Source organism: Micromonospora inaquosa, from assembly GCF_003857055.1.
Lineage (GTDB): Bacteria > Actinomycetota > Actinomycetes > Mycobacteriales > Micromonosporaceae > Micromonospora > Micromonospora inaquosa.
Genome location: NZ_QGSZ01000377.1, coordinates 1 through 13,344, shown reverse-complemented (window position 1 = coordinate 13,344; position 13,344 = coordinate 1). Strand labels below are relative to the sequence as shown.

The 13,344-nt window shown below is 70.6% G+C and carries 10 protein-coding genes; 5 read left to right on the top strand and 5 right to left on the bottom strand.

The annotated features are described in order from the left end of the window. Window positions 1-190 precede the first annotated feature (190 nt). A complete protein-coding gene (locus DLJ59_RS34115; protein WP_124778232.1) occupies window positions 191-1,657 on the top strand; it encodes a glycosyltransferase 87 family protein in 1,467 nt (488 codons plus the stop codon). A 9-nt stretch (window positions 1,658-1,666) separates the two neighbouring features. Here the strand turns inward: DLJ59_RS34115 and DLJ59_RS34110 are convergent, their stop codons facing one another. The 5 genes from DLJ59_RS34110 to DLJ59_RS34090 all read right to left on the bottom strand — a co-directional run bounded on the left by DLJ59_RS34110 (window position 1,667) and on the right by DLJ59_RS34090 (window position 7,752). Further along, window positions 1,667-2,095 (bottom strand): molybdenum cofactor biosynthesis protein MoaE, encoded by a 429-nt coding sequence (locus DLJ59_RS34110; protein ID WP_124778231.1) that lies wholly within the window; start codon window positions 2,093-2,095, stop codon window positions 1,667-1,669. Then, window positions 2,092-3,348, bottom strand: coding sequence for a molybdopterin molybdotransferase MoeA (locus DLJ59_RS34105; RefSeq protein WP_124778230.1), 1,257 nt, complete (start codon window positions 3,346-3,348; stop codon window positions 2,092-2,094). Before DLJ59_RS34105 ends, DLJ59_RS34110 begins: the two co-directional genes overlap by 4 nt. Before the next feature lie 100 nt (window positions 3,349-3,448). Beyond that, window positions 3,449-3,919 (bottom strand): MogA/MoaB family molybdenum cofactor biosynthesis protein, encoded by a 471-nt coding sequence (locus tag DLJ59_RS34100; protein WP_124778229.1) that lies wholly within the window; start codon window positions 3,917-3,919, stop codon window positions 3,449-3,451. Continuing rightward, window positions 3,916-4,407 carry a cyclic pyranopterin monophosphate synthase MoaC gene (gene moaC, locus DLJ59_RS34095; RefSeq protein ID WP_088987073.1) on the bottom strand — a complete coding sequence of 164 codons (492 nt, stop codon included), beginning with the start codon at window positions 4,405-4,407 and terminating at the stop codon, window positions 3,916-3,918. Before moaC ends, DLJ59_RS34100 begins: the two co-directional genes overlap by 4 nt. Window positions 4,408-4,668: 261 nt before the next feature. After that, window positions 4,669-7,752, bottom strand: a complete 3,084-nt coding sequence (locus DLJ59_RS34090; RefSeq protein WP_124778228.1) for an AfsR/SARP family transcriptional regulator — start codon at window positions 7,750-7,752, stop codon at window positions 4,669-4,671. Window positions 7,753-8,478: 726 nt separating this feature from the next. On the opposite strand from DLJ59_RS34090, the gene DLJ59_RS34085 reads away from it, so the two are divergent. From DLJ59_RS34085 to DLJ59_RS34070, 4 genes are all read left to right on the top strand, one after another. Then, window positions 8,479-11,001: a putative bifunctional diguanylate cyclase/phosphodiesterase gene (locus DLJ59_RS34085; protein WP_124778227.1), complete on the top strand. Its 2,523-nt coding sequence runs from the start codon at window positions 8,479-8,481 to the stop codon at window positions 10,999-11,001. 50 nt (window positions 11,002-11,051) lie between these two features. Next, entirely contained in the window at window positions 11,052-12,401 is a 1,350-nt protein-coding gene (locus DLJ59_RS34080) for a glycosyltransferase 87 family protein (protein ID WP_124778226.1), read from the top strand. Between the two features lie 41 nt (window positions 12,402-12,442). Beyond that, window positions 12,443-13,075, top strand: coding sequence for a phosphoribosyltransferase (locus tag DLJ59_RS34075; RefSeq protein ID WP_124778225.1), 633 nt, complete (start codon window positions 12,443-12,445; stop codon window positions 13,073-13,075). 22 nt (window positions 13,076-13,097) lie between these two features. Beyond that, a partial coding sequence (locus DLJ59_RS34070) for a TFIIB-type zinc ribbon-containing protein (RefSeq protein ID WP_167493926.1) occupies window positions 13,098-13,344 on the top strand: 247 nt, incomplete at its 3' end.

Sequence of the window (13,344 nt, the reverse complement as noted above, 5' to 3'; positions counted from 1 at the left end):
CCCCCACCCCCCGCTAAGGGCACGAATTACCTGAACCACCCGGTAGGCGTTAACGCGGTGGAAATGTCAAAAACATGTGTGGGATCGGACACGGTCGCATAACGCGGGAGGCACTGACGTGAGGCGCCGTTCTAGGCTCCGTGCAGGACCTGGACGGATAGGACGACCTTGGTACGGGGGTGGCCACGCCATGCCGACGGCTGTCGGTAGACGGGCGGACCGCCTCGCCCCAATCCAACGTGTGACGCGCGGGCTCGACCGCGTGACGCGCGGGATCGATCGCAGGAACGTCGTACGGGGTGCCATCGTGGCCGCCGTCGCCTATGCCGCATGGCTCGCCATCGGCACTTTCGGGCGACCGTACAACTTCTTCGACATGAAGATCTACCACGGTGCCGTGGTGTGGTGGGCGAGCGGTCACGAGCTCTACGAGTTCATCGCGCCCGAAACCACGCTCGGGTTCACCTACCCACCCTTCGCCGGGCTGGTCATGCTGCCGATGGCGCAGTTGCCGGTCGGCGCGGCCGGCCTGGTCAACGCGGCCGCCAGCATCGCCGCGCTGGCGCTGGTGCTGGCCGGGCTGCTCCGACCCATCGTGGACCGGCTGGGCTGGCCACTGTGGTTCACGGTGGCTGTGGCGGTGCCGCTCGCGGTCGCCATCGAGCCAGGTCGGGAGACGCTCGGCTACGGCCAGGTCAACATCCTGCTGTTCGCCTTGATCATGGCCGACCTGATCGGCCTTCGCTGGCGGTCCCGCCGGGGCACCCACTATGCCGCCACCGACGGCCCGCTGCTGCGCTTCATCTACGGCGGGGCCTGGGCCGGGGCCGGTATCGGCCTCGCCACCGCGGTCAAGCTCACCCCGGCGCTGTTCATCGCCTACCTGCTGATCACCCGTCAGTGGCGGGTGGCGGCCACCGCCATCGGCACCACGATCGGCGTGACGGTGGGGAGCTTCGCGATCGTCGGTGACGAGTCGCGGACCTACTTCGGCAGCGTGCTGTGGCAGACCGAACGGGTCGGCGCGGCGGACATGACACCCAACCAGTCCCTCGCCGGTCTGCTCGCCCGCCTGTACGACTCGATCGAGACCCCGGGGCTGCTGTGGCTCGCCTTCTCGGTGCTGGTCCTGGCGCTGGGTCTGTCCCGAGCGGCCAGTTCCCGCGCCGACGGTGACGAGCTGACCGCCTTCACGCTGGTCGGTCTCACCGCGAACGTGATCAGCCCGATCTCCTGGACGCACCACCTGGTCTGGGTGATCCCGGCGATCATCGTGCTGGCCGACGCCGCTGTGCGTCGCCGCGAGGCGAGCCGGGGGATACCGCAGCGCACCGGCCAGGGGGCGGTCTTCGGCGGGCTACCGGGGATCAACGGGCTCCGCCCGCCGATCTGGTACCCGACGCTGACCGGGCTCCGCCACGGCGTCGCCGCGATCGGGCTCTACCTGCTCTTCCTGATCTCGCCGATCTGGCCGTACGAACACCAACTGCCGGAGATGTCGCACTACCAGGACGGTCTGTTCGGCGCGCTGATGGAGAACTCGCTCGCGCTCGCGCTGATCGTGCTGGTCGCCGCGCTGCCCTGGCGTCCTGGTGCGGAGCCGGCGTTCTACGGCGATCGGCTCTCCAGGGCCGTGATGGTCAACAGCCACCGCTGAGGGAACCCGTCAGGGGCAGTTGACCCATTCCTCGGTGCCGTCGGTGAAGACCTGCCGCTTCCAGATCGGCAGTCGCGCCTTGGCCTCGTCGACCAGCCGGGCGCAGGCCGCGAAGGCCGCCGCACGGTGCGCGGTGCTCACCGCGGCGACCAACGCGACGTCACCGATCGCCAGGGGGCCGACCCGGTGCGAGACCGCCACGGCGTAGACGTCGGGCTCCGCCGCGATCTCGGCGGCCACCTCGCGTAGCACCTGCGCGGCGCTCGGGTGCCCCTCGTACTCCAGGCTCGTGACCTGGCGGCCGTGGTCATGGTCGCGGACCACGCCCTGGAAGGACACCACGGCGCCGGCCCGGCGGTCGGCGACGGCCGCCTCGTGGGTGGCGAGGTCGAGTGGCTGGTCGGTGACCTCGCCGAAGGTGATGGCTGGTGCGGTCACGATGCACGCTCCCCGGGAAACAACGGCAGTGGCACGATCGGCACCCGGTCACCCGGCTCGCCGCTGGTGCCGGGTCGGATGACGGCGAAGCCGTCCGCGCCCGCCAGGCCCCGCAGCATCGCGGAGCCGACGTGGCGCACCGGGGACGCGACGCCGGCGGCCCGGTCCAGTCGCACCAGCGCCAGGTGGGTGTGGTCACCGCGACCGGGCACCGCCTCGGCCAACGTGACCTGCGGTAACACCGGCATCGACCGGCCTTGGAGGCCGGCGAGCAGCGGGGCGACCAACGACACCAGCGCGACGATGGCGGACTGCGGGTTGCCCGGCAGCCCGGCCACGAACCGGGCTCGCCCATCGGGGCCGGTCAGCCGGGCCAGCAGCATCGGGAAGCCGGGACGGACCGCCACCGTGTTGACCACGTAGTCGGCGCCGAGCGCCTCCAGCGTCGGGTGCAGGTGGTCGACGGGCCCGTTCATCGTGCCGCCGGTGGTGCAGATCAGATCGGCGCTGCTCAGCGCCGAGCGCAGAGCCGCCACGTGCGCGGGCAGCGTGTCGGCCACCGGGCCGATCACGTCGGATGGGCGGACCTGGCAGCCGTACCGCCGCAGCCACGCCGGCACCGCGGGGCCCAGCGCGTCGCGGACACGGCCGGCCGCGGGCGGCCCCGCCGTCAGCAACTCGTCACCGAACACCAGCAACGCGGCACGCGGCGCCCGCCGAACCCGCAGCGTGTCGTGCCCGCAGGCGGCCGCCAGGCCGATCACCGCCGGGTCGACCGGCGTGCCGGCCGGCAACAACTCCTCATCGGCGTACGCCTCCTCGCCGGGTTTCCGCCACTCGGGCGTGGCCCGGGGAACGCCGCTGACCAGGCCGTCGGCGCTTGTCGACTCTTCCACGCGCAGCACGGCGGTGGCCCCCTCGGGCACCATCGCACCGGTCGCGATCTCGACGGTCGTGTCGTCCTCGGTGAGCGGCGCGGGAGTGCTGCCGGCCAGGACCCGGCCGACGACGCGCCACGGCCCACGGCCGCGCACCGCCCAGCCATCCACGCTGGAGGTCGGGAACGCCGGCAGGTCGGTGCGGGTGGTCAACGGCTCGGCCAGGGTCGACCCGTCAGTGTCGACAAGTGGTCGGGCGACTGCGGGCAGCGCGGCGGCCAAACCGACCGCGTAGACCCGCGAACGCGCTTCCTCCCACCCGGCTGGCGGGGGTGCGGCGACCCGATCCGCTGTGGGTGCGGTTTCCGTGCTCACTGACCGAGCCTATCGGGACGGACCGACACCCGCCGGGGCCTGGCGTGCACCGGGCGGCTCTGGCCACCGCGGAGCGGCCCGTGGCCCCCCTGTAGGGCGGTCAGTGGTCCCCGCCGCGAAGCTGGTCGACGGTGTGCCCGAGGATCGGCCCGAGAACGGCAAGGCCGTCCCGGGCACCGCCGGTCGAGCCGGGCAGATTGACCACCAGCATCCGACCGGCGACCCCGGCCAGGCCCCGGGACAGCACCGACGTCGGCACGCGGTCACGACTGTGCGAACGGATCGCCTCGGCGATGCCGGGGATCTCGTAATCCAGCAGGACCCGGGTCACGTCCGGCGTCCGGTCCGACGGGGTCACTCCGGTGCCACCGCTGGTCAGCACCACGTCGACACCGTCGGCGCGGGCGGCCCGCAAGGCCTCGCCGACCGGCTCACCGTCGGGCACCACCACCGGGTCGTCGACCTGGCAGCCCAGCTCGCGCAGGCCGTCGACGAGCAGCGGCCCGCTGGTGTCGGCGTAGACACCGGCCGCGGCCCGATTGGAAGCGACGATCACCCGAGCCCGGATCACGGTCGGTCCTCCGGACGAACCCACTCACCGGTCTTGCCGCCTTCCTTGCGCAGCACCCGGACCGCCTCCACCGAGGCCGCCGGGTCGACCGCCTTGACCATGTCGACCAGGGCGAGACCGGCGACCGCGACCGCCGTCAGTGCCTCCATCTCCACCCCCGTCCGGTCCGCGGTGCGGGCGGTGGCCGTGATCTCCACGGTGTCGGCGGTCAGCCGCAGGTCGACGGTGACGCCGTGCAGGGCGATCGGGTGGCACAGCGGGATCAGATCCGGAGTGCGCTTGGCCCCCATGATCCCGGCCAGCCGCCCCACGGCCAGCGCGTCACCCTTGGGCAGCCCGTCGCGATGCAACAGGTCGATGACCTCCGGTGTGGTCCGCAATCGGCCGGCCGCGACGGCCAACCGGCCCGTCACCGCCTTGGCGGAGACGTCGACCATGCGGGCCGCGCCGGCGCGATCGACGTGGCTGAGCTGCGCGGGTTCGGTCACGGTCGTGAGCCTATCGGTGCGGTACGACGGCGGTCGGAAGGAGCGGCGTCACGCTGACGATCGCACCGGGTGCTGTCGGCGCGACGAGCTGACGCCGCTCCTTCCTGACCGACCCGCCGCCGAGGTCGCTGGGGGGACCTGGCGGCGGGTGCGTCTCGACGACCCGGTTCTACCCAGAGGCAGAACCTCCCCCGTTCGCCGATACGGCTGAGAAGTTACCGGGTCCCGCGATAAGAAATCGATAAGAACCGTTCGACCTGGTCAGTGCGCCGCAGCCACCGTTCCGGCGGCCAGCTCGGCGAGGCGGCGCTCGACCTCGACGCGCTCCGGTACGCCCATCCGCCGGAAGATCACCAACGCCCGCTCCGCGTGCCGTCGGGCCTCGGCCGGATCGGCGCGGGCGAAGCACTCGGCGAGGCCGGCCAGGGCACGCCCCTGCTCGTACGGGTGCGAGATCCGAGTGGCCAGCCGCTGGGCGGCCTGGTGCATCTCGACGGCCTCGCCGCCCCGCCCCTGCGCCAGCAGGGTGCGGCCGAGTTCGTTCAGCGCGGCCGCCTCGACGTGTCGTTCTCCCGAGGTGATCGACAACGCTCGGGCCGCCTCGTGTTGCTGCTGGGCCTCGACCAGACGGCCGAGACCGCGATAGGCGATCCCGAGGTCGTTGCGCACCTCAGCCTCGGCGTACCGGTGGCCGGTGCGATCGCGCAGGGCCAGGGAGGCCATGAGGATCCGGATTGCCTGTGGAAGCTCACCCATGCGGACGCGCACTCCCCCGATGTGGCTCAGCGCGTTGAGCAGGTGAAAGTCCTCGGAGTTCGTCCGGGCCCAGGCCAGGTGCAGGCGGTGCAGACGCAGCGCCTCCTCGTATCGTCCGAGCATCATCAGTGCCATGCCCAGGTTCGGGAGGACCATCGGCGCCCTGCCGGCGCCGTACCACTTGTAGTCGCGCAGGCACTCGAAACCGACGGTCACCGATTCGGTCAGGTTGCCACCCCACCAGTAGACGGCCGCGAGATTCGCGCGGTACCGAGCCGTGCTCAGCACGTCCCCCAACTCCCTGGAGAGGGCGACCGCGCGGGTCAGGTAATCGAGCGATTGCCGGATGTCGCCGGTCCGCACGTAGCCGGAGGCAAGATAGTTGTTCATCAACGCCATCGCATAGATGTCCCCGGTCGCCTCCGCGGCGGTCAACGCGTGACGGTGGGTCAGCAGGATGTCCTCGAAGTACCCGCGGATGTAGCAGAACCGCCAGATTGCACGGGCCAGCCGCCAGGAGTACTCATAGAAACCCGAGTCGAGCGCGGACAACACCATCGTCACCAGGTCGGTCCGCTCGGCCTCCAACCAGTCGGCGGTGGGCTCACCGATGCCCGCGACCAGTTCGGGTCGTCCGTGGGGACGGTGCGGGACCCGGAACTTCATCACGCCGGGCTCCAGCGTCTCGGCGGCCGTCAACGCCGCATCCAGCGTGAAGTCGAACAGTTGGGCCAGCCCGAGCTTTCGGTCGCTCGCGGAGTCGGTACGGGAGCACAGCTCCACGGAGTACTGGCGCATGAGGTCGTGTAATCGGTATCGCGTCGAGTCCAGGTCCTCCACCAGATTGCTGTCGACGAGGTCGTCGAGCGCCTCGTGTGCTTCCGCGATGGTCAGTCCGGTCAGCGCGGCGACCGCCGCCGTGCTGAAGCGGTTACCGGGATACAGGCCCAGGAAGCGGAAGACCCGCTTGGTCGAGTCCGGCAGCGGTTCGTAGGAGGCGGCGAAGGCGCCGGTGACGGTGCTCGCCTCCTGCGCCAGGTGGTGCAGCACCAGGGGGTCGCCAGCCATCTGTTCGGCCATTTCGGCCAACCGCCAACCGCGACGATGGGCGAGTCTGGCACCGGCCAGCCGAATCGCCAGGGGGAGATGCCCACACAACCGGACCACGTCGGCGGCGGCCGCCGGCTCGGCCTCGACCCTGTCACGTCCGACGCTCAGTCCGAGGAGATCCACACTTTCCTGAGGGCTCAGTACCGGCAGCGTCTGCGACGGCCCCACATCCGGGTGGGACAAGCGCCGGCGCGAGGTCACCAGCGCGACGGCGGTCGGCTCGGTCGGCAGCAGGGGCATGATCTGGTCGCTGTTCGCGGCGTTGTCGAGAACTATCACCGATCTCCGGTGAGCGAGTTCCTGTCGCCACAACTCCACTCTGGCGTTCAGGTCGACAGGCACCCCGTTGGCGGGTACCCCAAGTTGTCGCAGCAGAGTGACCAGGGCAGCCGCCGGTTCCACCGGCTTCTTCTCGCCATGCCCGCACAGATCGATGAAGAGCGCGGCGTCCGGGTACCGGGCGGACAACTGGCGGGCGAGGTGCACGGCGAGGGTGGTCTTGCCGCTACCCGCCATGCCGTCGATGATGTGCACGGCTGGCACCCGCTCCTCGACCCGGCGGGTCTCTGCGAGCAGCCCCGACACCACGTCCTCCCGACCGACGAAGTCGGTGACCGCCCGGGGGAGGTGATCCACCGGCCTGGGCCTATGTGGTTTCGCGGAGACCGCCACGGCCGCGGGGGCGGGCGCACTCAGGCCAGCCGGACGGGCTGTGGTGCTGGTCTTCGAGCGCGACGCAGCCACCGTGAGGATCGTGCGGTGGAGAGCCTGAAGCTCGGCACCCGGATTGATTCCAAGCTCCTCCGCCAACCTGGCGTGGACCTCGCCGTACGTGGCGACGGCGCCGGCGTGGTCGCCACGCTCGTACAGCGCTCGGATGAGAAGCACGTACGCGGGCTCCCGGAGGGGGTACCGCACGATGATGTCCCGCAGCAGCGGGATCGCCAGGTCGTCCCGGCCCGATCTCAGCTGTACGTCAGCGAGGAGTTCCACGGTCAGCAGCCGCTCCTCCTCGGCGGTCGCGCTGCGCGCGGTGAGCACCGGTCCGAGCGGGATGCCGGCGAGCATCGACCCGTGCCATCGCCCGACGGCGCGTCCCAGCAGTTCCAGGGCGTGATCCAGGCGGCCGGCCATCAGCGCTTCCCGACCGGCGACGCGTTCCATCTCGAAGCAGAACACGTCGACGGCTTCCGGCCCCAGGGTGAGCCGGTAGCCGCTCTGCTGCCTGACGATGACGCCCCGACCAGACTCGAATGTCTCGAAGGTTCGGCGCAGATTGGCGGCGTAGGTCCGTACGTTCGCCACCGCGGAGCGCGGTGGGCCGTCTGGCCACAGCTCGTCGACCAGGTCGTCCAGGGTCACCAGTTGCCCGGGTTGGACCGCGAGCATCGCGAAGACAGCCTGCTGTTTGGGCGTACCCAGGTGCAGCTTGTCAGCGAGCAGGCGCACTGAGAGGCCGCCCAGAAGTTGAATCTCCACCCGTCCCCCTGCTCCAACGGGGTATTCAGCCGATCACGCAACGAAGCTTACGGGCACGGGATGGAACGCCCGACGCCAATCAAGCCGTCGATGCGAGGGCTCCACGGCCATCCACTGTGACGGGGTCGCCCTGTGCAATGCGAACATTGCAAGAACCACGCGTTCCCTTAGCGTTCTCGACCCTTGCCGCGTCACGGAAAGAAGGAACGAAAGCCTCAACTACTGGTTTCCGCACTTGGCCCTCGCCCTGGGCCAGTGCCGCCATCACCGACGTTCATGTGTCAACGCTTGCCCCCACAGTCGAAGAGGGGAACTCCTGGCTGAAGCTGGTGAGCGGTTGGCCGAATCGGCGGATGAGTTGCGGCACCCGAGCACCCACACTGAGAGCGCGGTCTAATCGGTCGGCACGGCTCACGACATTCCGCAACGGAGCGGATGCAGCAGGCGAACATCCCAGCGCTCTCCGCACCGGAACGCAAACAGAATGTCACTTATCCGTACAGGATTAACTAATGTTGAGGATAACGACATTTATCATCCCTAACTAGGGCCAACCCCATTTAAGCTCCATTCGTAGAGAGTCGGCTCCATCGGAGCTCGACAACCACACGAAGGAGAGGGTGGGTGAAATGCGCGGAAACGAGTGGGGCTGACATCGGTGCAGGACTTCTGCATCGCCCGGCGATATGGTTGCTAGCAGGACAGGCGAGGTAATCCAGGAGTTGCGTGGCCTCTTCACAACGACGCGATGACGGGACCGATCGACGGCTACGGCTGCTCGTCGGTCTCCTCGTCGTTGCTGCCACGATCGTTGCGCTCGCCTCCCTGAGACTGACCTTCCCTGCGACCGAGGCTCCGACACCCGACGGAGCAACCCTGGTGACGCTGACCGCCATGATCGCCTTGGGTGCGTTCGTCAAGGCGCGCGTACGTGTCCGGTCCGCAGTGCACCTGATCAGTTGGAGCGAGGCGGCGATCGTCATTGCGGCCGCCATTGCCCCCGTTCCCTGGGTGGTGCTCTGCACCTGCGTCGGGATCACCATCGCCTCGGCCCGCCTACCACCAATCAAGCTGGCCTTCGGCGTCGGCAAGAACATCCTCGTCGCGGCCGGTGCCGGCACCGCCTTCGCACTGCTCAATTGGACCTGGCCCGCCATGCAGGCCCCGCAACTGGTGGGGATCCTGTCGGTTGCGTACCTCCTCGCCGCCTTCCTCGACGAACTGCTGGCGATCCCCGTCATCGCGCTCGCCTCCGGCACCAAGATCTCGACCCAGTTCCACAGCAACCTGGATCTTCGCCTGGCCGGCTACGTGGTCCGGTTCGTGGTGGCGGCCCTGACCCTGCTCACCCTGCAAATGGACCCCCGGCTGCTGCTCGCCGTCCCGCCCCTGGTCCTGAGCCTGCACCTGGCCTACTCCGCGCGCATCCGAGGCCGCACCGAACAACAGGCGTGGCAGCGACTGGCTCGCACCACCGACGCGCTCAACGTGGTCGACCTGGACAACGTCCTCACCACCGCTGTCACCCAGGCCGCCGAGTTGTTCTCCGCCGACGAGGTCGAGATCGAGCTACGTGACGGCGGCCGCACCGTACGCGGTGGCACCGGTGGCATCACCTTCGACGGCCCGACCGGCACCCCCACCGAAGTGGCCGGCACGGTCATCCCCGCACCGCTGGAAGGCCATGACCGGACCGTCGACGTCGGCATGCTCCGACTGCGCTTCCGCGGCCCGGTGCGGCTCTCCGAGCGGGAGCAATACACCCTGCGCACCTTCGCCTCCGCGCTCTGCACGGCCGTCCGCAACGCCCAGGCGTACGCCGAACTGGCCCGGGTCGCCGACGAGCACGCGTACGCGGCCTCGCACGACGCGCTGACCGACCTGGCCAACCGCCGACAGCTCCTCGACGAGGGCACCGAGCAGTTGAGCCACCGGCACGCCGACGGAGTGACAGCGCTGGTACTGATCGACCTCAACCACTTCAAGGAGGTCAACGACACGCTCGGGCACGCCGCCGGCGACCAGGTGCTGGTGCAGGTGGCCGACCGGTTGCGCGGTGCGGCCCAGGCAACCGACCTGGTGGCCCGCCTCGGCGGCGACGAGTTCGCCGTACTCCTGCGCGGCCTGCCGGCCCCAGCGGTGGCCGCGCACCGGGCCGAAACGCTGCTCGCCACCCTGCACGAACCGTTCGAGCTGGACGGCATGCGCATCAGCGTCGAGGCCAGCGGCGGAATCTCCGGCGCCCCATCCAACGGTGGAATGGCCGAACTGCTCCGCCGCGCCGACGTGGCCATGTACCAGGCGAAGCGGGCCGGGCAGCGGATCGCCACCTACGCCCCGACCCGGGACACCGCCGACCTCGGCCGCCTCACCCTCGGCGGTGACCTGCCGCGCGCGGTCGCCGACCACGAATTCATCGTCAACTTCCAACCGATCGTCGACCTGGGCACCGGTGAGGTGACCAGCGCGGAGGCGCTGGCCCGCTGGCACCACCCCATCCACGGCCTGATCGACCCGCTGCGGTTCCTGGAGGCGGTGGAACGTTCAGGCCTGCTACCGGCCTTCGCCGAAGCGATCCTCGACCAGGCGCTGATCGCGGCGGTAAGTTGGCGCGACGCCGGCTTCGACGTACCGGTCGCGGTCAACGTGTCCCCCCGCAGTCTGCTCGACGCGCGGTTCCCGGGCTCGGTGCTGGCCCATCTCCGCGCCCACGACCTACCACCGGACCGGCTGGTCCTGGAGCTGACCGAGACACTGACCCTCAGCCAACTCGACGTGGTCGACCGGGTGCTCAGCCGGCTACGCGACGAGGGAGTCCGGTTGGCGTTGGACGACTTCGGCACCGGTTACTCGTCCCTCTCGCTGCTCTCCCGCATCCCCGTACACGAGCTGAAGATCGACCGAAGCTTCGTGACGACGATGGAGAGTTCGGCGGAGGCCGCCGCCGTCATCCGTTCCACCCTCGACCTGGGTCGCAGCCTCGACCTGGACGTGGTGGCCGAGGGGGTGGAGAGCGAGCCGCAACGACGAGCCCTCTGGGAGTTGGGCTGCGTCGCCGGCCAGGGGCATCTGTTCGCCCGACCGATGCCGTCCGGCACCCTGCTCGCGGCGATGCAGCGCGGCTCGGGCGGCCGACCGGGCACCCTGGCCGCACCGCTGCACGACGCCGGTGCGGTGATCCGGTTGAGCCAGAACCGCCGCCAGGCCGGCCGCTCCAGACCCGACCGTCTTCCCCACCTGCCCGCCTGAGCAGGCGACGGCCCGCCGCACGGGCAGCCCGGTCTGCCAGACTGTCGCGCGTGATCGTCGACGACCCGACCGCCCGCCGCCGTCGGTGGCACTGGCGGACGCTCGACAACGCCGCCGGCGGACTCGCCCTCGACCTCGGCCTGTACGCCGTCTCGGCCACCTTCGCCGCGATCACCGCGGTCACGTCGACCCTGCTGCCGCACCGCGCCTGGGGAGCGGTCGCCGCCGTCGGCTACCTGCTCGCAACGCTGACGGTGATCGCCCAACTGCTGCTACGTCGACGCTCTGCGACCTCCCGGCTGACCGGTCTGCCAGCCCGCTGGGCGGTCACCGGTCTCGCCTGGGCTGCCACCACACTGCTCCCCCTGGCCTGGCAGAGCATCGACCGGGCCAGCGGGCGCACCGACCGGGCGCAAGAGGAGGTGCTGGTCGTGGAGCAGGCCGGCATCCGCCTCCTGGAACACGGCACCCCATACCTCGGACCCGACGCCATCGCCGCCCTGCCGCCCGGCGAACAACTGATGGGCTACACCCCGTACCAGCCCGGCATGGCGATGTTCGGCCTGCCCAGAGCATTGCTCGACACCTGGTGGACCGACTCCCGCGTCTGGTTCGCGGTAGGCACCGCGCTGGCGCTCGCCCTGGCCGTGGCCGCCCTCCGCGGCACACCAGCCACCACCGGCCAGGGCACCCCCGCGGCCACCCACCGGCGGAACGCCGCCCTGCTACGCGGCGTGCAGGCCGCCACCGTACTGCCCATCTGTGCCCTCACCCTCGCCACCGGCGGCGACGACCTACCCGTACTCGCGCTCTGCCTGCTGGCCCTCGCATTCGCCGCCGCCGACCGACCCGGCCGGGCCGGCCTCGCGGTCGGGCTCGCCGGTGCGCTGAAGCTCTTCGCCTGGCCGGTCGCCCTGGTCCTGATCGTCTGGGGCCTGACCCGCCGCGCCGGCACCCGAGTCGCCGCCGGCGCCATCGGCCTGCCCATCGCCGCACTGCTGCCGGCGCTGCTGGTGGACCGCGACGCCCTCATCGAGAACGTGCTGCGCTTCCCCCTCGGCCACGGGCTGGTCACCAGCCCCGCGCAGTCCCCGTTCCCCGGCTACCTGATCGCCAGCGCGCTACCCGCCGGCCGGCTGATCGCCGCCGCGCTGCTGGTCGCCGCCGGAGTGGCCATCGCCGTCCGGCTCGCCCGCCGCCCGCCCCGCACCGCCGTCGCCGCCACCCTCATCTGCGGGTACGGGCTGCTCGCCGCCATCGCCCTGATGCCCTCGACCCGCTTCGGCTACCTGCTGTACCCGCTGGCCCTGCTGACCTGGGCACCCGCGCTGCACCACCCGGTCGACCCGCCGGCCACCCCGGTTTCCACCGAACGGCCCGGTCGGAGCACTTCGGCGTAACTCGCGGGCGGAACGGCACATCAGGGCGTAGACCTGAAGGCATGAGGACGTACCGCGACCGGGCCGATGCGGGCCGGGTGCTCTCCGAACGGCTCACCGCACTCATCGGCGAACCGGACGTCGTCGTCCTCGGCCTCGTCCGCGGCGGCGTGCCGGTCGCGCGAGTCGTCGCCGAACGGCTCGGCGCGCCACTGGACGTGCTGGTCGTCCGCAAGCTCGGCATGCCGTGGGCCCGGGAGGTCGCCTTCGGCGCACTCGGGCCAGGCGGTGTCCAGGTGCTCAACGACATGGTGGCCGGCCGACTCAGCAGCGACGACATCGCCGAGGTCAGCCAGCAGGAGCAGGCCGAGTTGGAACGCCGGGAACGGCTCTACCGGGGCGGTCGCGCACAGTTGGACCTCACCGGACGGACCGCCGTGATCGTCGACGACGGCCTCGCCACCGGCGCGACCGCCCGCGTCGCCGTCGAGGTCGTCCGTCAACTCGGGGCGCACCGGGTCGTGGTCGCCGTCCCGGTCGGCGCGCAGGAGGCGTACGAGCTGTTGACCGCCGAAGCGGACCAGGTCATCTGCGCCCAACGCCCACCCGACTTCGGCGCGGTGAGCGTCTACTACGACGACTTCCACGAGGTGTCCGACGAAGAAGTCGTCGAGGCGCTCACAGCAACTGCTTAGGTCCACCAGGTACCGTCGGGAGATGAGCCTCACCTGTCCCAAGTGTCACGGAGAAATGCGCCAGTACGAGCGCAGCGGCGTCGTCATCGACCAGTGCGGGGAGTGCCGAGGCATCTTCCTGGACCGCGGTGAGCTGGAGAAGCTGTTCGAAGCGGAGGCCAACTGGAGCCGCCAACAGACCGGCGGCGCGCCGGGGCAGCCCGCGCAGCAGCCGGCCGGCTACCCGCCCCCGCCGCCTCCGGCGCACCAGCCCGGCTACGGTGCCGTCC